Genomic DNA, 20001 nt, shown 5'->3' with positions numbered 1-20001 from the left:
AATGAGGATGCCAGTTCTACTTTTGGCAGTCATTAAATGTTCGAAGACATTCAAGTGATTCATATAAAAGCTTCGCAACGAGTACATAGTAGAATGGTATGCGTGGTGAGGATTAGACTCATTTTTCTAAAGAAAAATGATTTCCCTATTAACGAACTAGCTGGAGGAAAATGATTATGGATATGAATAAAGCAAAGATGGTCAATGATGCCGTGATTTCCACGGTGGATAGAAAAGCTGAAGAACGTGGCAGAGAAGTTGGTCGTGAAGAGGAAAAGATTGAGGTTGCAGTGAGTATGTTGGACGATAACGAGCCTATTGAGAAAATTGTGAAGTACACGGGGCTAACAGCTGAGCAAATCGAAAAAATTCGAAATGATTGAGGTAGTAACTAGTAGAAAAGACCTTCAAAAGATGTATTATAACGACTAAAAAAGGAACTCCCAAAAATTCCAATAGGCTGTAAGCAGCTGTTGAGAATGATCGGTGTTCCTTTTCTAATCCACAAAAAAAGAGTGAACCTCGTCACTCTTTATATCCGCTCAGGCGCAAATCGCCGGAGACATATTCGCCTAAATAAATATCTGAAATAGTGCTGAAGTCGTGTTTTTGGACTTCTTGGGCTAACCAGTCTTCGTCTTTTCCGATCAGCTCCAGCACGTCTTCATTGGGTTGACCGTCCACAATAATCGGGTAGCGAATATTTTCATCTCCAAATTCAATCAAGGTCAGCTGGCCGTTTTGCTCTAGAATCGCTCGTTTTACCTTTTCAACTTCATAGATACCGTTGCTGCGGAGCTTGAACATCAGCTCGCTGGCGGAAATACCGTGTTTCAAGCATTCTTTCACATCGACTTGACCATTTTGGATCAAGTTAACAGGCCGACCATCAATCAACAATTTCACGTAGCGATTGTGGTCCTTTAGATATTTCAGCAGCATCACTAAAAAGGTCCAAATAACCAGCACCAGCACGAATTGTAAAACCGAGATGGCGTCATTGTAGATCACGCCGCCGATAATGCCCCCTAGAACATAGTTTTGCACAGCATCCATTGCTGAAGAAGGTGCCAGGTTGCCTTTGCCGGAGATATTAATTTGAAAAATTAGCACGATGATGCCTAAGGTGAATTTTAAAATAACTGGATAATACGCTGCCATGCTCTTCCTCCTATGGATTGACTGTGATTTCCGAATTAACTAAGTGAGTCTCGGTGAGCTGATAGGAACTTTGATCGACACTGAGATGAACCGTGTAATAGGTATCCTTCATTTTAATCACGACACCATCAGTCAACTGTACGGAATTTACTAAGACATCCGTTTGTTTTAGATCAAATTCGTGAGCCACCTCTTTTATAAAAGCCACCATCTGAGAAGATTGATCGTAGCGGTTCTGATTCTGAGTGTAATCAGAATATTGAACACCTAACATAAAAACTAAAAGCAGAAACAGCATGATACTCAAATCCCGGTATTTGGTTTGAATTCGGTGGCGCATATACAGACTGAAGGCGACAATCAGGAAAATTAGTGCCAGAAAGATAATCGCGTATTTGATGAAATCATTTAGGCTAGATTGGTTTTCGATATATTTGATACCATAAAATGTCATATCCTCACTCCTCCCCTTTATTTTAGCGGTTTTTGGCCCTTTCGGCAAAAGACTGTACTTTTTTTCGGTGCATTTGTCGAGGTTACGTCTAAGTGTTTTGTTATACTGAGAAAAAGGAGTGAATCACGTGCGGAAAATTGTTTTTTATGGAGCCATCAGCTTGGATGGTTTCTTAGCTGGAAAAAATGAAAATCTGGATTGGCTGCTGGCAACAGATATTGGCGAAGAAAGCAGCTATGACGAATTTATCAAAACGATTGATACGGTAGTGATGGGCCGCATCACCTATCAGGAAGCGTTGAAGCTAAATGACGGGGCACCTCTCTATCCGGATCAGGAAGTGATCGTTTTTTCTAGGCAGCAGGAGGCCGTTGATGGTCAGACTACGATCCACGAGAATCCCGTCGAGTATCTGAAGCAATTGAAGAATCAATCTGGCAAAAATATCTGGATTGTCGGTGGCGGTGATTTATTGCAGCCGGTGCTGGAAGCAAATCTGATCGATGAGTGGTTTATCCAAATTGCACCGGTGCTGCTGGGTGACGGCAAGCGTTTATTTGGTACGCATGCTTTAGAAACACGCTTGGAATTTGTAGAGAGTCGTCAGTTTGGTGAGCTGGTGGAGCTGCATTATCGTAAAAAAGAGTGATAGGATTCTTGTCTTTTGTCAGCTTTTCACTGAGAAAGACTGAAATTTAATTTTTTCTATACAGTCTGTTCACAAAAAATTCATAAATTGCTGGTAGTATTATAAGTACCAACAAAACAACCCTAACACTTTTTCATTTTTAACTCCTTGCCAGTCGGCCACCCACCGACTGGCATTTTTTTGTGTTCAGATTGAAAGCAAAAAGGACTGATCAGACGATGTACCTGTCTGACCAATCCTGGCTTTATTCAAATAGCTCATTGACTTGTTCAAATTTTTTCACTGGTTGCGGGAAATCCATTCCTTCAGTGAACACATTGGGGTACGCATAAGTAAGAATGTTGGCGGCGACTGCTGCTTTGGCACCTAGTGGGCTGTCTTCAATGGCCACAGCCTCTGAACTTTCGACACCTAAGTGTTCTAGACATTGCTGATACCCTTCCGGATCGGGTTTGCCTAGCTTGACGTCATCAATCGTGACGAAAACATCGATTTTTTCATTTACAGCTGGATGCCTGTCAAAATAGAAGGCCAGCTCTTTTAGCTGAGAATTTGAAACGACACCGATTTTCCACTGCTGTTCGTGGGCTTTTTCCAACAAATCTTGGATACCATCACGCAAGCAAGCCGCGCCATAGTTGCGTTTCTGGTCTTGAATAATCCACTCATCCAGCTCAGCTGTATTTATCTGCTTGCCGACAGCTAAGCTTATCCGTTCATAAAATGTGCCATCTGCCGATGAGCCGATGCCCTTTTGAAAGTCTTCAAAGGGTATGCGATACTTGAAGTTCTTCGCCAAATAACTGTTAACGCTTTCGAAAAAGAGCCACTCGCTGTCAATCATCGTCCCATCGAAATCAAAAATTAGTGCCTTTATCATTATCTTTCCCACCTCTGCTCTTTACCAAGAATATTCCTTTATTCTCAGCATAGGAATTCTCGACTTAAAAGTCAATGCTTACTGGGACTTTTTGAAGCGTCAGAAAAAAGTGGGCAGCTCTTGATTATTCAAGGCAAGGATCGCTATCTTACTCCCCCACTCTATGAAACCGGTTTAGTTTTAGTTATAATGGAAGAAAATGGTAAGGGAGTTAGAAAATGAGCAGCCTGAAGGATTACAATCAGGAATCACCCATCAATCATTTGATGGCCCGACACTGGGATAAAGTGGAGATAAAGGAAGTTGCTGAAGCACTGCTTAATGCAGTGAAACAAAATCAATTGACTGATTATGTTGTTGCAGACAGCTGGCATAAGGAAAAAGTGCTGGAGTACTTTAAAGCTTTTGCAGGTCAGGAGCTGCGCTATAAAAACACTGATTTTACTTTGTTTTATCAAGTAGAAGCGGCGGATGATTATAATGATTTGCGGGGGCAGCTGCTGCTGACGTTTCAGACAGACCGGATGGAATATCGGGTGTTGCTGGGAATGGCTCGGTTAGGTGACGCTGATTGTGTTCGTTGGCAAATCTATGATGTGCTGTGGCAGGATGCTGGGGTATCAATTGTTGATGTGCCCTTAGTTCAGCTGGAAGACCCACAGTCTGGAGAAGAAATCTGTGTGCTGGTGACGAACCACGGAGACATTCGGCTGCGATTGTTTCCCCAACAAGCACCTTTAGCGGTGGCAAATTGGCGGTCGATGGTAAAAGACGGCTTCTATGATGGCAGCCTATTTGCCCGAATCATCAAAGAATTTGTGATTCAAGGCGGTGCTTTGGACGAATCTGGCGATGAGGCCCTCTCCAGTTACGGCGGGTATTTCGCTGATGAAGTCTGTCAGGGATTGTATCATTTTAACGGCGCGGTAGCTTTAGGCAACCATGGTCCTCATACGAATGGCAACCAGTTTTTCATTGTTCAGAATACTAAGGTGAATGAAGAACAGCTGCTTAAGCTTTCTTTGCCGCGAAATGTCGAAACAGCTTATCTGGAAAATGGTGGTTTGCCGGAATTAGATGGCCGCTACACCGTGTTTGGTCAAGTGTATGAAGGAATGGATGTTGTGGTAAATATTGCTGGTCAGGTGACGGATGCGAAAGATGCGCCCTTGGAGCCTGTGGTAATTCAGCGGATATTTTTTGAGAAGATTTCTTAAAATAGATAGAAGCAGAGGAACTTACATTTAGTCACTGTAAGCTCCTCTATCTTTTTATTCAAATTTAGCGACCTGTTCCTCTAATGTTTCGCTTCGATTTTTAGGGTCACGATAAAACTTTGTAAAGATGAACAAGCCGAACACACAGAAACTGATGGCTGCAAAAATCAGGATATCCGCGACGTCGGCTTTTTCACCCCCGCTGGTTTCATACTGACCCAATAGCACTGACCCAAAGCTATTATTCAAATAATGAAAAATAATTGGACACCAAATATTTTGAGTTTTCATATAAAAATAGGCAAAATAAATCCCAAGAACCATACAAGTGATTAGCTGAGTCACTATGCTGTATACGGCATGCTCTGGCTTATTGTAGAAAAACATATTTAACGGCAGGTGCCAAATCCCCCACATAAAACCCATAATGAGGGTAGCCTTAATAGCTCCAAACTTTTTCTGCAGCACCGGTTGTAAATAATAACGCCAGCCATACTCTTCACCAAAGAAGAACACAAAACTCAGGAAAAAATTCGGAACCGTAATAAGCAATCTGAACAATATCTGCGGATTCCAAAGTATTTCGTTAAAAGCTGCCACCTGCCCCTCCAGCAAGCAGGAGATAAATAAACGAGTGATCAGCAAAACAAAGAATAGAACACTTGCAGGCAACACTTTCTTCCATGATATTCCCAAAATACCAAAGGCTTTTAGCTTACTATCCGCATCAAGTAAAAGCGTTAAAAGCAAGCTGATAGAACCCACCATAGCGATTATCGGAAAAATAGTATTCAACTCTTTGTTTAGAACAAACACACTAGTCACAGCACACACTATACCAATGACAGTCATAACCAAATAAACTTTAAAAAAGCGCTGGGGAATCAATTCTTTATGCTGATGACTAGTTAGAACGGCCACAATTACCCCCGCTGCTGGACACAACATCTGAACTGAAGCAAAAAGTGACAAGTCTCTTTCTGAAAAGTAACCAAAAGCCATAAAAATCCCCATCAGATAAGGAATTCCATAAGTGACGAGCAGGAAAATTTTAAACTGTTTACCGAAGAGTTCAGAAGTTTTCATGATGATCCTCTCCTTGGGCTTTTCTTTAGCTTAGCATGATTTTAGATCTTGTGGAGTATTAAACTCAAAAAAACATCCCTTTTCTCAGAAGGGATGCTTTAGATAGTAATAGTCGATAACGACTTAATTCGCTTCGGCTTTGGTTTGTTTTTTCTTGTTACGATAAATCCACACGCCGATAATAATCAAGGCTAATGCGGAGGCAATTAGATGAATGGCATAATCTTTCCATGAACTTGATGCTTCATCCACCGAAGTTTTGTTCAATTTGCTGGCGGCATCGGCTTCGATCACAAAGTCTTTGATAAAACTCCACTCGTGGCCGGCTTCGTCGGTTAATTGGATCGAATATGTATACTCACCTGCTTGGAATTGCTGGTTCCATTCGCTCATCAAATTGAATTTTGAATTAGGTGCAAAGGATAATTGTTCTCTTTCTTGTTCAAGGATCGGCTTATCACTGCCTTTTTTGGTAATGTTGGTGGTTGCTTTGACTTTCGAAATCAAGGTTGGCGTCACGTTGCGCAATTCAAAACGGACGTTGTTATGCAAGTTATCTTGAGCAATTGTTACTTCACCGGCATCCATCTCCGGTGCGATTTCGTTTTCAGTTTCTGATAGTTGGATCGCAATAGTTCGTGTAAAAATGCTGCTGCCGCCATCTGCTTGATCCAAATCCGGTTCAATGGTGATGCCGCCTAACAGGATTCCTTCGAAAGCTTCTGCTGGTACAGTTAATTCCATGGTAATTTCTTTTTCACTGTTAGCAGGCACTTCGATTTGCGGTTCAGCAATCGTGATACAGTCTTTCAACGAAACCTTCATGGATTCATCCCGCTCAAAATCCAATTGGGTGTAGTCTACGATCCCGTTTTGATTAGTAGTAGCGGTATTGATGTACATTTTGAACTTTTGTGGGCTGTCGGTTGGATTGGCAATCATTACCTGCAGGGTTTGCTTTTGGCCAGGGCTCACGGTTAAATCGAAAAAGTTTGAAACGTCCGGGTTTTGATTTTCCGGCAGTACCGCTCGAACAAGGTAGTCATTGCCATCTGCTAAGGTAGTTTGGCCAAATGCTAGGCCGCTGATAATTAGCGTGGTCAGCATAATTAGTTTTCTTATTTTTTGTATCATTTACTTCTCCTCTGAGGAAAAAAGCCACACGAGGTGGCTTGATCCTAGTTTTTCTATTAATCTGTCAGTATTTCGTTAATGCTTTTTATGCTTCTGGGCCTTCTGAAAGGTTCCAAACGATGTCTGTTGAATATTCGCTGGCTTTTGTTTTTCCAGGAACAACTAATTCAGCGTTTAGTAAGATTTCTGTGTCTACTAATGAATCAGCGATTTTGCTGCCGTTAATGCTTGTTACTAATTGTTCGCTCTTGTTAAGAGGTCCAACAGTATCCATGGCAGTAGCAGCAGTTTCGTTTTTCACGATTGAAGGTTTGAAGAACATGTTCATACCTTTCATATCTGCAAAGCTTTCTTTTGTAAGCTTAGCTTTTAACGTCCAGCCTTCATCAGTCACGCCGCGGTAGTCATCAACGATAACCATTGCTTCTTTTCCTTTTTGTTCTTTAACTGTTTGTTCTTGCTTCTGACTCTTAACAGAATTGAATAAGATTTCGTCTGCACGGTCAATTAAAAGCTCGCCGCCGCCTTGAACTTCTACAGTTGCTTGCGTTGTTTTTGATTTATTTGTATCGCCCTCTGCTGCAAATGTTGTTTGCCCTAGAGCTAGAGTCCCAATTGTTGTTAATCCTACTACTGCTGCTGCTAAACTAATTTTTTTCATTTTTATTTTCTCCTTTTTTCTTGTGAGTTATATATATACCAGCTAAACCTGCTAGAAGAATGATTCCTCCTAAAATAGAGTAAAGCGGGGTATATCGATCGTTGGTTTGCGGGTATTGCTTGTGCTGATTTCCATTGGAATGACTAACATTCTGCGTATTGGAATTTACAGCAATTCCGCTGTTGATATTGTTGCTGGTGTTGCTATTATTTTGGGCACCTTGATTGCTGGGGTCCTGTTTGTTTCCAGAATTTCCGGTGCCCGGTTTGGTACCATCTTCATGACTTTCACTGCTGGAAGGTTCAGTACTTTCGCTTCCAGAACTTCCTGGATCAGGATCCTTTGAGTGTTCTGTACCTTCAGGTGTAGAACCTTCAATGCCAGTAACGGGCTCTTCCATATCATCTGAAAGAACAGATACAGTCGCTCGACTTCCTTGGCTTTCGCCAGCAAAAGTTTCAGCCGAACCGGATAGCGCCAAAAGACTTATAGCGGCTATCCCGATCAAATAGCGTGTTTTCTTTTTCATTGCGGGCCCTCCAAAAGATTCCAAGTAATCTTGGTGGTATGTTCTTTATTTTCCAGATCATTTTTGGAAGGTATCTTTAGTAAAAGGCCTGTGTCCTCTGTCCACTCTTCAGAAACATCGACTTTCAAGGCTTCCTTAACAGCAGTCTGCTTTTCCTGTGAGTAAATTTCCACAGCCTGTTGATTCAAGTAACGCCCTGAATCTTTTGAGTGGCTCTTATAGACTAAATAAGGTGCTAGCTTATCTTCAGTATTACTTGCTTGTGCAGTTAAACGCCAGCGGCCTTGTCTGTCAGCGCCTCTGCTGTCAGTGATCGTCAAGCCTAGTTTGTTTTCTGTTTGTCGCGGTACAATTTGTTCCCTTTTTGATTTCTTGATTTTTCCAAAGCTCAAGCTTTCCGGTGCACTCAAGGTTAACTCCCCAGGTGTCACCTCAAAGGTTACTTCGTATTCGTACTGCACCTTTTTGTTAGTGGATACTAATGTTTCTTCGACCAAAATGGTTCCCTTTTTTGATCCAGCTGCTGTCGTATCCGGATAATCCGTGAATTGCAGCACTTCAATATTGGGATAGCCTTTTAGATCTATATAGTCATTTACTTTTTCATCTAATTCCTTTTTTGTAGTGAAGAGCTGGATACTTCCGCTTTTCGCTGCCAAATGATTAAAATGCAGCGGCCGGTAACCTTTATTGGTTATTTCGTAATAAACAGCCTGTTTGTCCTGATTGTAGGTATTTTTTTGCTCATCCTCGTATAACCAGTTTTTAGAGGTTTCTGCTTGCCAAGCGCGGACAACATCACCGTTGTTCACGTCTTGCTTTTGCTTGGTTCCCCATTTTTTTAGCGTATCTCGTTTTAAGTCCTGGCCTTCAGCCCGCAGATAATGGTCACCCATCTTATCTTCAGTCATCAAGAAGGTTTGCTTATTGGTAAAATCAAACCAGTTGAAGCTGTAATACTGCTGATTATAGAAATAATTATGCATGTCCATGTTGTCGTCTTCTTTACCCTGAGCTGCAGTAATAATTGGCTTTGCGCCAGGGTGAAGCGTGAAGGCTGCGGCCGTTCGATCTAGAGCGTAGTAATCATAGCTGCCGAATACTACACTGTTGCCCCAGATAACATTTACTGGAACAGAGACATCGACTGATCGTTTCTTATCCGCATTTAGAGTCACGCGAACCTCAGCCGTCTGCTCACCTATATAATCGGTAGCAATCTCGTTGGTCAACTCTGCAGTGTACTGATCAGCACTTAAGGTCTGTTCGCCAAATTTTACGTCTTTGACAAACTTGCTGTAATCGATGGTTGAGCGATCGGTTCCTAAAACCGTGGTTTGAGGATTCGCTTGCGCCGTCACTTCACGAGTATCTTCCACATTAACGACCACATCATAATCATATTCGACGGTTTTTCCTGTAGCTAAAAGAGTCTCTGCTACACGAACCTTGGCGTTTTTTCTGCCGGTCGTTTTTGTGTCGGGGTATTCGGAAAACTTTAGGGCTTTAATATTGGGATAACCTTTTAGATTGATAAAATCTGACGCCTGCCCATCTAAGTACTCTTGGGAGGAATAAAGCGGAACTGTTCCTTCCTTTGATACTAGATGATTAAAGTGAAGCAGACGATAGCCGTTTTGATGGATCTCATAATAAACAGCAGGCTTTCCTTGGTTGTACGTGTGTCTAGTTGCATCCTCATGCAGCCAGTTTTTACTTGTCTCAAATTGCCAAGCCCGAACTACGTCACCATAATTGACTTGCTGGCGTTGGTTAGTTCCCCATTCTTTTAGCTTGTCTATCTTTAGCTCTTTACCTTTGGCGTTAATGAACTTATCGCCATTGCTGTCCTCGGTCATCAACAGACTGTTCTTATTGGTCAGATCAAACCAGTTGAAGCTGTAATACAATTCTTCTGGTAAGAGTGTGTGCAGCATATCGTTGATTTTATCAATCCCTTTTGAAGCAGTAATGTAAGGTATTGCACCATTTTTCAGTGTGAAAGCGGCACTAGAACGGTCATTGCTCCGATAGTCATAGCTGCCATAAACCACACTATTGCCCCATTTGACAGTTACCGGTACTTCAACCGTTTTACTGTTGCCGTGTTTGTCTGACAATTCAACAAGAATGTTTTGAGTTCCAATCAGATAATAATCAACCTCGTTTTTAATTGAAGCGACCTTTACATCATCGCCGCTGGTGATCGTTACGTAATCTGATAAATTGGATTCATCAATCGTCAACGCTTCCCCTAAAATAGTCTCCTGTGGAATAACCTCGGCATTAATGGTTTCAGGGAATGATTGAAATCCGACATATTGATCCGCCATTTGCTGTCCGGTTGATCCGGTAAACCCCCAGTAAAGCTTTTCGCTGCCAAATTTGTTCATGTCCAACTGTTTTGTTACCGTTCCATAGTCAACTACTCGATCGGCTTCATCCACGTAACTGACATTGTAAGTTAGTTGTTTGGTATCAGCGTTCCAAGAAGCCTTAAAGGTTTTAGTTCGACCATTATTCAAGCGATCAACGGTTGATCCAGGAATCATCAGATCATTGTGCCACATCGCAAACTTGGTTGACTGATCCAACCATTTTCCTTCCACAGAGGTATAACTATTCGCAATATGTCCGTAGTTATGCATGGAAGAAGCACCATAGATGTCCGCATCCATTGAATAGTTTCCGTTAGTAGTATTGGCATACAAATCGAACTCCACTGCCCAACCATTTCTTACATAGTTGTCAGCCTCATTTACACCCCAAACACCTAACCTTTCACCAAAGTCTCCTACTGCCTCTTTCCCGCGAGGATCATTATGGAGCACAAAGGCCATGCCGTCCGCGTTGCGATTTCCCTGCCATTGATCATAGCCCAGAAATAGTTTCATTTCGGTGGACCAATTCTGAGTCATATCCAGCTGCTGGTCAGCCCAGACAATCCCCTTTTGGTCTGGCAGCGATTCTGTTACTTTTACTACATTTTCACCCACCAGTGAAGCATCCGCACCGTAGTGAAAATTCCCTTCAATGGGCACGAAGGTTTTGGCTTCCTCATTCAAAAAGTGATTCAAGTTGCTGTCTGCATTCGCGGATTCACTCGTAAAAATTGAGAACATGCCCATGAAACAGACAAAACTTCCTGTAACTAATCCCTTCACATTTTTACTCATCTTCATCCCCTTTAACAGTGATCATTTCCATTTGCGTGGAATGCGTAAATTACGCGGCAAATTCCTGTTTTTGTGCAAAATAATCTTCATCACTTTACACTTGCAACGTATTTGTTATCACGAAACAAATAACACGCAATTTCTTAAACATTCATTCGCTTATGAAACTATAATATCATTATTATTATTCTTTAATTATCCTCTTTTTTCCAAAACAGACCTTACTGAGATAATTTCTATATACGAATGATTCTAATCTGTTCAAAAATACCGCGATCTTAGTGCTTTATAACCATAAAAAAACGACTGCTAAAATTTAGACAGTCGCACATTTTTTATTACTTCATCTTTGATGGTCTCATTTAAGTAAGCTCCTAAATTTTTCCAGGCGCTTTGATCAAATACATCTCGAAAGAAAAAATACTTCTTTTGGGAATCTGCTGGACAATTATCAGAAATCACGATGTTCGCCTGGCTATACTCTTCTACTATTTTCAGGACTTTCTCAGAATATTGCAGACTCAAGGAATTTTCGATTACCGATTTATATTCTGGTTTGATCAGAAATTCCACATACACCTTCTGGGTTGTATTGGCTGATAGAGTCAAATAGCCCACAATGATTTGAGTAAAACTATTCTTAAGCCATGCAAACGATGGCTGCTTGCGGTACATTTTAAACACCTCATCCATTGTATCACCGATAAAATGCTCCGCTTCGCCGGTAAAATTCACTGTATCATCAAACAGCATGTATTTATACAGCTCCAAATAATGGATCACTACCAAACGATTGCACAAGGTATAAATTAGAAAATAGTAATTTTCATCCGACAAAGGGAACTCCGTCCGGATTTTATTAACTAATTCGAAACAAGGCTGCACTATCTCATGATCTTCCATGCTGCACAGCCCTTTTCCTAAGCCTACCTTCTCTTTTTTCGTTCGCAGCTCTTGAGTGAAATAATTGATCACATAGGCTAAATGAACCAGCTCTTGATGCAGCTGATCGTTATTGCCCAAGTTCTCTTTCTTCAAATATTTCAAATATAAGGGGATTTCTTTTTCCTTATTCATGTACCGGCCTAAGGACAAGACTGCTTCCGGTAATTGCGGAATGTGGCAATTGTTTCTCAAGGCCGACTCGTAAATGGCAAATATCGTATTGGCACGATTTCTATTCAAAGGTGAAAGCTCGTTGTAACGTCTGGAATGAAGGTAGGTTTGGACAGTCACAATCTCCTCTTCCTTGATGCTTTGAAATAGCCAGGTGTTGCCATTTAAGACAATCATGACTGTAAGATAATGCAGCATGCGAATGGCTGACTCGTCTCCAGCTAAAGCTATCGTCAATTCATCCTTTTTCGTCAAATGAATCCCGTTGTTCAATAATTTTAGAAATTTCTTTAGTCTGCCTAACAGCTTATACGCATAGGATTCGCTGTAGGCTAAAGCGCTCGCTAACTGGATCAACGTAAAGCTGCGTTTTTCCAAAACGTACATTAGAACCTGATAAAGACCAGATACCGACATGTATTTTTCTTTTAGACAATTGATTAATTGCACGTATTCGGCATCCTGAAGTTTTGGCACAAATTGCAGCAGCCCGTCGCAAATCTCCAAAGCAGGCGGCGTCATACCGGAAAATTCTAATTCTTCAAATTCTTCATTCAAATTATCAGCGATTCTTTTGACCTGTCTTTTTGAGATACCTAACTGTTTTTCAATATTTAAAAGTAACACTTCTCCTGGATGAAGATGCAATAAAATCGTCAAAGCCTGCATCTGTTGCTTGGTTAAAAATAAGTAGGATATTTCATTAGGTAACACGTTTTATCTCCTTTATAAATATTCATATTTCGCAAGAAGTACTTTATAATCATTATAATCAGCTCTGAATCCGATGGATAACGCTAACAATTCATAAGAGTATGTACTAAAAAAAACACCTGTATCTCTATTAAAATACACTTATTAAAATCATGCTGAGAAAACTCCTTCACGATTTCCTAGTTAAATAATAACAAAAAAAACTGAAATATTCTATAGCTAAATATTTTATAAAGAAAATAAATCGGAGGAAGCTGGGATATATTTCTTAAAAGCACAAAAAAAGAGAAAATGTTCAGCTCCAGGGCTAAATCATTTTCTCTTAGAATCTAATAAATAAACGTCTTGGCCAATGTCGTCACCGGCAAATGAGGTACCGTTCGGGCCAGCTGATCCGCTAATCCAAACATCTCTTCATGAGTTGGCGATGGCGTATCCCCCAGCGGATATTCCCACCCTAGCGTTTCATAACTATGCATGCCATATCGATGATACGGCAGCAGCTCTAACGGCACAAAACGATCCAAATCTGCCACAAAACAGGCCGTCATCAGCAGTTCGGTCATCTCCATATTGATGCCGGGAATTACCGGAATCCGAATACGTACTTCACAGTTGGGATAATCAATCAAAAAACGGCGAATATTTTCTAAAATCCGTTGATTGCTTAAACCGGTCCACTTTTTATGCAGTTCACCGGTGAAGATCTTCACGTCGACAAACAACGTATCAACAAAAGGAGCTACCTTTTGGATCTCGCTGTAAGGGACACAGAAACTGGTTTCCAAAGCGGTATTGATCCCAATATATTTCGACTTTTGCAAGATTTCCCGGGTAAAATCGGCTTGAACCAATGCTTCGCCGCCGCTAATGGTCACTCCGCCGTCTGAGTGAAAATAGAAGACATCGTCCTTTTCAATCTCATCCATTACTTCATCAGCGCTCATAATTTGACCATAGCCGCATTCAATCTTTTTACTTTGTGATTCAGGAGTAGAACACCAGGCACAGCGCAAGGGACATCCTTTTAAATAGACGACGGTTCGCAAACCAGCACCGTCATGCAGAGAGCCTTGCTCGATTCTTAATACTGTTCCTTCCATGCTTCACCTGCTACCAGACCTCTTTGCGGTGTGCGGTTGATGATTTCGTTTTGAACATCCTCGCTTAAATCCACAAAATAGGTTGTGTACCCCGCTACTCGAATCAATAATCCGCGGTGTTCCTCTGGCGCTTCTTGGGCGTGCAGCAATAGGTCGCGATCCACCACATTAAAGTGGGCGTGGAAAATACCTAATGAACAAATTGATTTCAAAAGGGCCATCATTTGCGTAATTCCTTTTTCTGTCCGAATCAAATCCGGCGCAATTTTCATATTTAGCAACGTCCCTTGCACAAAACGATCGTGAGGGATATTGGAGACGGAGCGTAAAATCGCATTTGGTCCAAAGCGATCAGTTCCACCGCTGGGGCTTACACTGTCAGCTAATGGTGTGTTGGCTCTGCGTCCTGAAGGCAAAGCCCCCACCGACAAACCAAACAACGTATTAACCGTCACCGGCAATATGCCTGGCGTCATTTTACCAAATTTGCTATGGTAGGACTCAATTTCGTCGGCAATAAAGGTAAACATTTCGCTGGCAATCTCATCCACTACTGGGTTGGCATTGCCGTATTTCGGTACACCGGCACACAGACGGCGAATAGATTCATAGCCTTCAAAATTATTCTCAACAGCCGTCAGCAGCTCGTCCATGGTTACACATTGGCGTTCGTAAACTAATTCTTTTACTGCCGCCAACGTATTGATCAAATCGGCAACGCCCACGGAAGTAATCCCGTTGCCGCAAGTGTATTTCGCTCCGCCGCAGGAATAATCCAAGCCTTTTTCGATACATTCTTTATGGGTCAAAGAGACCACTGGAACTGGACGGTTCATGGAAAGCTCGTCAATTACGTGACTGCCCTTCACACAGGCTTCGATCACATAAGTCATTTGCGCTTTAATCGCTTCTTTAAATTCGTAGTAGCTGCCGAAGGTCCGAGGATCCCCGGTTTCAATCGAAATCCGCTGGTTGGAGTTGCGGTCTTTCCCGTTAGTCAAGGCTAATTCACAGACACTGCCTAAGTTAATATCAGCTAGGGAAGTATACTGCTTCATCCGTCCCTCCAAGCTGGTTTCCACACAGCCGCAGGGATTCCAATCGAAGGCTTCTTTTAGCGGCACGCCCTTGTTCATCAGCATCCGTACCCCGACATCGTCATTATGAAAAGCAGGGAAACCCGTCCCCAGTTTGATTAATTCAACAACCTTGCGCAAGAAACGATTGGAGTTTTTTGCTAAGCTGTAACGAACGGACAAGGATGGCTGAGACAAACGGACTTCAGCCGTGGCTTGCAGGATCAGATAAGAAAGCTCGTTTACCGCGTCCCGTCCTAAGCTGTCCACTCCGCCGACACAGACATTTTGCAAGGTTGGGTAACCCGCCACAAAGGTCGCAGTCGCTTGATCTTGGAACAGACAAACTTCATTCATTTTCACCCAAAGACAATCCAGTAATTCCTGAGCATCTTCGTCGGTGATTCGCCCAGCACTAATATCTTCTTTATAGTAAGGATACAAATACTGATCCATCCGACCAGGATTGTAGCCCTCAGCATTTTGTTCCATAAACAATGACATATGGTAGAAGTACAGCGATTGCAGCGCTTCATGGAACGTCCGCGCTGGGTATTTTGGTACCCGCTGACAAATTTTAGCAATCATGTTCAGTTCTTCTTGACGTTCACAATCCGTTTCCAAAGCAGCCAATCGTCTGGCTTCACGACCATAACGACTAGCCAAAGTTTCTAAACCTTCGATAGTGATGATTAACGCCTGCAAATAACAATCCTGCTCATAAGCCCCTGGTTCAGTCAGGTTCAAGGATTGTTTACGTTTTAGAATTCGTTTTTTGATGCCGACTAAGCCTTCATCAATAATTTGTTTGTAGCTGGCGGTTACCTCGCCTGATCCTCGCATCAACCGTTTGTCGATGAAGATCACACCGTTGTCCCGCAGTGTTTTAGTGTCTGCTGGAATTTGCTTTACCCATGCATCATAGGTGGATTTCCCTTCCCAGTAAGGCTGAATCTCTTCCAGAAATAACTTCTTTTCTTCTGAGCTGATATAGAAAGGATCATGAGCACGAGTACTAATGGTGTCTAATTCCTCGGCTAAGACCGACCAGCAAGTATCTACACTGACAATTCCGCCGCGTAATTTGCTGCCGGGGTTACCGATAATTAACTCACCACTGTAAATCTCAATCGTCTTTTCTTCACATTGGGCTTTGAAAGCCTTGGCTTTGCGGATGGCTAAGGGCTCACCTGCTGTTTCTTTAAACACTCGAGTTAAGATTCGGGCATTCTCCAAATCTACTTCTGGTTTGGTCCTTCTGAGTCTTTGCTTCATACGTTCAATTCTCCGCAAATAATTCTTCAAGACAGTCCCTCCATTCATATACTCTTCTTTATGCTTCCATTTTACCCTCATTGATTAAAAAAAACAAAGGTTATCATTAAAAAATGCTATAATTTAATATTTGGCGGGCCATAAAGTGGGTGAATGCCGTTTAGAAGCCCTTTAACCCGTATTTTTAAACAGAATTCAACAAAATGGATTTTTATATATAAAAAATATCCTGCTATTAGTTTATATGTTTTGTCACTTGATAATTCATTTAAGACCATTAAAAAGTCATATTTTCTAATCATTCCTTCAAAAACCTCATTTTAAAATGTTGAGCATTTAGAAAGAAGAATGAGCAAGAATAAACTAAAAAAATCTTCCATTCTAAGGATGACGAATCCCCAGAATGAAAGATTATTTTTAAAAATTACATCCCATTGCGTTTGATTTTCTTATCCCAGTTTTTAGTATAGATGTGCTCGTCATTTTCTGAAACGTCCATCTGACCGGTAATATAGAAGTATTCTTTGTCAGAGGTTTGCGTAGTAGTAATATCGGCGTTAGTCCACCAGCCCTCGCGACCGATCCGCATGTTTTGCGTAATCGTGTAATGAGCCGACAGCGGATCTTGATTAGACAAGGTCAGCTCTCGTTTCAAGTTGTGCTCCACAGTTACGTCGACCTCATCGAAGCGGTAAATGCCTTCGCCGAACACACCGCCGATCCCATTAGTCATGCAGGTCCAAGTATCGCTGACTAGATCGTAAGTGACTTCTCGTTCAACTTTTCCTTCAGACAAAATAGTCGTCGGTGTCAACGGTGCTGATTGCGCTTCAGGATCTGGCCCCGCTGTGTCTTCTCCATGGAAAAGCGGCAAGGTAAAGCTGGCTTCCTTCAGATTCAAGGTTAAGCTGTAGTCTTCCGGCATCGTCCAGAACATTGGCCAAGCGGTATTTGCCAAGGACAAACGAATCCGGTGGCCGGCTTTGAAGCGATGGCCGCAGCAATCCAACCCTACAAACGCCTGTACCTCTTCACCTGGTGTCAAATGCACCACTTTGTCATGGCCTTGCAAATGCGTTAAGTTCATTACGCCGTAAGATACTCTTGTTGATGCGCCATCTGGAGCCACGTCACAAAGAGACGCATAGATCATAGCATTTGGTTTGTCGCTGGCAAGCTTGATTTCCACCTTTGGATAACCAAATATTTCGACTTCTTCTTCCAAAATTTCCGAATCAAAGGTCATGGACAAGCCGTTGTCTAAGCGTTGATCGCCAGGGGATTCTCCCGGTACACCAGCACCCATCCATTCGTTGGCTAATAACGTATGATTCAACGGTGTATGCAGTACCGCTTTTTCTTCCTTGTCCCCGCGTTCATGCACCAAACGGCCATAAGTTAAGCCATAAGATTTTGGCGTAACTTCCTTCGACGGCCAATCCTCTAAACCAACCCAGCGACCTTCACTGACTGGCATATTGGTGGATGGCGGCATGCTGTCTTCGATCCAGGCTTGAATCATTGGGCCGTCCATTGTGTCCGTTTCTTTCCCCTTCAGCCAATGATCCCACCACTTCACGCCTTCGCCTAAGAAGTTAATCGCTGGTTCCGGCACGCCATCATGAGAATATACATGGGCCCACGGACCAAGAATGCCTTTTTTCGGTACATTTAAGCCTTCCAGCAAACTTAATACGGTGTTGGTATAAGAATCGGCGTAACCGTCCATACAAAAAACGGGTACTTGAATGTCATCATAGTTTTCGCAAACCGAACCATGGCGCCAATACTCATCCCGCGTTTGGTGTTCTAACCAGTTGGCCATCCATAGCGGCATATTTTTCAGCCGTTCCAGCCACATTTCCCGCCAGCGGTCGCCGACGACATTGGGATCGATCGCGCGAGACTGATAGCCCAGCATGATTGCGCCCCACCAGAAGTTGTCGTTTAAGACCAAGCCGCCTTTATAATGGATATCGTTGTTATAGCGATCATCCGTGTAGCCTACCACCATTACTGCCTTCAATGCTGGCGGACGGCGGGCAGCGATTTGCAATGAGTTGAAGCCGCCCCAAGATTTGCCCATCATGCCGACGTTGCCATCACACCACGGCTGGTTGCTGATCCAGTCGATGATTTCCATAGCGTCATCTTGTTCCTGCTTCAAATACTCATCTTCCAGCAGACCATCCGATTCGCCGGTTCCCCGCATGTCTACCCGCACTACATTGTAGCCGTGGCCGGAGAAAAAGCCGTGCATCGGATTGTCCCGACCTCGGGTGCCGTCGGTTTTGCGATAGGGCAAGTATTCTAAAATAGTTGGTAATGGTTCTTCTGATTCCGGCAGCCACATCCGGCAGGACAAGCGTGTGCCGTCAGCGAGCGTAAACCATTCATTTTCGATTACTTTTACTTGATAAGGAAACTCTGTTACGATTTTTTTCACCATTGGTTCCTCCTCTTATTGTTGTTGCGCTTCTTTCAGTTTTTGTTCTTCTTTATAACGTTTGCCATAGGTTTTACCCCATACAATACACAAAACTGCTCCGATAACGGCCATGGCAATCATCATACAAAAATAAATGAAATAGCCGGTATTGCCTTCAAAACGGTCCAAAATATTTCCCGCTACTAACGGTGCGATGACTTCCGGCAAATAACCCAAGGTGCTGGCTAAACCGATCGCCACACCAGACAAGCGCAACGGAATGCCGCCTTCTGACATGAAGGAGAAGAAAATCCCGTAGTTGGAATACATCGCTAAATAAACCATCGTAGCTGCCACGATCAGCAAGACCACCTGCAGCTGACCACTCATCCCAGCAATTGAGATCATTATCGCCGTGCCCAAGCCCATCACGATAAAGCCGCCCATCATAACGGTGGATTTGCTGATTTTATCGGCCAAAAATCCGCCCACCGGTGCTGCTACTAGACGACAATATTGCGCCAACACGGTAACAATCGCGGCAAATACGGCTGACGTTCCGATAATATTGGAAGCATACGGTGTGAAGTAATAAATCGACATGTTGAAGATATAGCTGGTGAACATCATACCGATAATCAGCCAGATTGCCGGCATTTTCAGCACATCCAGGACATCCTTGAACTTGAATTTTTCTGTGGTGGAACCTTCTTTTGTCGGAGTAGGTTCTTTAACTAAGAACAAGAAAGCCAGTCCGCAGACAATTGGAATCACTGAATAGAAAATAATAATCCAGCGCAAGCCCGCCGCCTCAGTCACTGCTTTTTGGAAGAAACCAAAAATCGCGGTAGCAATCGCCATATGAATTACGTTGGTAATCCCGCGGGTTCCTTCAAAAATACCATAAGCCCGACTTTGCTCATCATCTGTCGCCTGCATCCGCACAATTTTCAACAGCGCCGGCCAAAAGGTTAATAGCGAAGTCACTCCCCATAAGGCGTAAATCAAAAATAGTGCAATAAAGCTGGTGAAAAAGAGGTGCAAAAAGCCGCCAAATCCGGTGGCGATCAATGAAAAGACCAGCAATTTCTTAGCTGCAAATCGGTCAGCCAAAATCCCGCCGATCAAGTAAGAGACTAGTCCCATAAATCCATAAGCACTCCCTAACGAGCCCATCTGCGTGTTGGTCAAGCCGTATGTCGCAATGTACGCATCATAATAATACAAACGAAAATAGGCCAAGCCATAAATAATCGACCCGGCAATTGCCAACAAAATAACGGTGAAAAAATTCTTGCGTAATCCCTGTTTTACCTCTGTAGCATCCATCCTAAAATCCCCC

16 protein-coding genes are annotated in these 20001 nt (G+C 42.7%); 3 read left to right on the top strand and 13 right to left on the bottom strand.

Translation table 11 applies throughout. The annotated features are described in order from the left end of the window. Positions 1-176: 176 nt before the first annotated feature. Positions 177-383 carry a hypothetical protein gene (locus JZO70_RS21670; protein WP_207675786.1) on the top strand — a complete coding sequence of 69 codons (207 nt, stop codon included), beginning with the start codon at positions 177-179 and terminating at the stop codon, positions 381-383. A gap of 142 nt (positions 384-525) precedes the next feature. On the opposite strand, the gene JZO70_RS21665 is transcribed toward JZO70_RS21670, so the two are convergent. Both JZO70_RS21665 and JZO70_RS21660 read right to left on the bottom strand, forming a co-directional pair. Continuing rightward, positions 526-1161 carry a DUF421 domain-containing protein gene (locus tag JZO70_RS21665; RefSeq protein ID WP_207675785.1) on the bottom strand — a complete coding sequence of 212 codons (636 nt, stop codon included), beginning with the start codon at positions 1159-1161 and terminating at the stop codon, positions 526-528. A 10-nt stretch (positions 1162-1171) separates the two neighbouring features. Then, positions 1172-1615: a DUF3290 domain-containing protein gene (locus tag JZO70_RS21660; protein ID WP_207675784.1), complete on the bottom strand. Its 444-nt coding sequence runs from the start codon at positions 1613-1615 to the stop codon at positions 1172-1174. A 127-nt stretch (positions 1616-1742) separates the two neighbouring features. Between JZO70_RS21660 and JZO70_RS21655 the strand changes: the two genes are divergently transcribed. Next, on the top strand, positions 1743-2264 hold the full coding sequence (locus tag JZO70_RS21655) for a dihydrofolate reductase (RefSeq protein WP_207675783.1): 522 nt from the start codon (positions 1743-1745) through the stop codon (positions 2262-2264). Positions 2265-2508: 244 nt separating this feature from the next. On the opposite strand, the gene JZO70_RS21650 is transcribed toward JZO70_RS21655, so the two are convergent. Beyond that, positions 2509-3144, bottom strand: a complete 636-nt coding sequence (locus JZO70_RS21650; protein WP_207675782.1) for an HAD family hydrolase — start codon at positions 3142-3144, stop codon at positions 2509-2511. 218 nt (positions 3145-3362) lie between these two features. Here JZO70_RS21650 and JZO70_RS21645 point away from each other — a divergent pair, with 218 nt between their 5' ends. Then, positions 3363-4361: a peptidylprolyl isomerase gene (locus JZO70_RS21645; protein ID WP_207675781.1), complete on the top strand. Its 999-nt coding sequence runs from the start codon at positions 3363-3365 to the stop codon at positions 4359-4361. Between the two features lie 54 nt (positions 4362-4415). Here the strand turns inward: JZO70_RS21645 and JZO70_RS21640 are convergent, their stop codons facing one another. The 10 genes from JZO70_RS21640 to JZO70_RS21595 form a co-directional block, all read right to left on the bottom strand. Then, a complete protein-coding gene (locus JZO70_RS21640) occupies positions 4416-5447 on the bottom strand; it encodes a CPBP family intramembrane glutamic endopeptidase (RefSeq protein ID WP_207675780.1) in 1032 nt (343 codons plus the stop codon). 123 nt (positions 5448-5570) lie between these two features. Next, complete coding sequence (locus JZO70_RS21635) at positions 5571-6581, bottom strand: WxLIP family cell surface protein (RefSeq protein WP_207675779.1); 1011 nt, start codon at positions 6579-6581, stop codon at positions 5571-5573. Positions 6582-6666: 85 nt separating this feature from the next. Beyond that, on the bottom strand, positions 6667-7242 hold the full coding sequence (locus JZO70_RS21630) for a WxL domain-containing protein (protein ID WP_207675778.1): 576 nt from the start codon (positions 7240-7242) through the stop codon (positions 6667-6669). After that, positions 7229-7771, bottom strand: a complete 543-nt coding sequence (locus JZO70_RS21625; RefSeq protein WP_207675777.1) for an LPXTG cell wall anchor domain-containing protein — start codon at positions 7769-7771, stop codon at positions 7229-7231. The genes JZO70_RS21630 and JZO70_RS21625 overlap by 14 nt, the downstream gene beginning before the upstream one ends. After that, positions 7768-10947 carry an L-type lectin-domain containing protein gene (locus JZO70_RS21620; RefSeq protein WP_207675776.1) on the bottom strand — a complete coding sequence of 1060 codons (3180 nt, stop codon included), beginning with the start codon at positions 10945-10947 and terminating at the stop codon, positions 7768-7770. Before JZO70_RS21620 ends, JZO70_RS21625 begins: the two co-directional genes overlap by 4 nt. Positions 10948-11256: 309 nt before the next feature. Next, positions 11257-12777 (bottom strand): helix-turn-helix domain-containing protein, encoded by a 1521-nt coding sequence (locus JZO70_RS21615; protein WP_207675775.1) that lies wholly within the window; start codon positions 12775-12777, stop codon positions 11257-11259. A 329-nt stretch (positions 12778-13106) separates the two neighbouring features. Further along, positions 13107-13880 carry a glycyl-radical enzyme activating protein gene (locus JZO70_RS21610; RefSeq protein WP_207675774.1) on the bottom strand — a complete coding sequence of 258 codons (774 nt, stop codon included), beginning with the start codon at positions 13878-13880 and terminating at the stop codon, positions 13107-13109. Continuing rightward, positions 13862-16261, bottom strand: a complete 2400-nt coding sequence (locus JZO70_RS21605; RefSeq protein ID WP_207675773.1) for a glycyl radical protein — start codon at positions 16259-16261, stop codon at positions 13862-13864. Before JZO70_RS21605 ends, JZO70_RS21610 begins: the two co-directional genes overlap by 19 nt. Before the next feature lie 394 nt (positions 16262-16655). Next, positions 16656-18680, bottom strand: coding sequence for a CocE/NonD family hydrolase (locus tag JZO70_RS21600; RefSeq protein WP_207675772.1), 2025 nt, complete (start codon positions 18678-18680; stop codon positions 16656-16658). Between the two features lie 12 nt (positions 18681-18692). Then, a complete protein-coding gene (locus JZO70_RS21595) occupies positions 18693-19988 on the bottom strand; it encodes an MFS transporter (RefSeq protein ID WP_207675771.1) in 1296 nt (431 codons plus the stop codon). Between the last annotated feature and the right edge of the window lie 13 nt (positions 19989-20001).

The sequence above is a fragment of the Candidatus Enterococcus moelleringii genome (genome assembly GCF_017377575.1).
Lineage (GTDB): Bacteria > Bacillota > Bacilli > Lactobacillales > Enterococcaceae > Enterococcus_A > Enterococcus_A moelleringii.
Note: the sequence above shows the minus strand (reverse complement) of the source record. Positions and strands in the feature narration are given on the sequence as shown.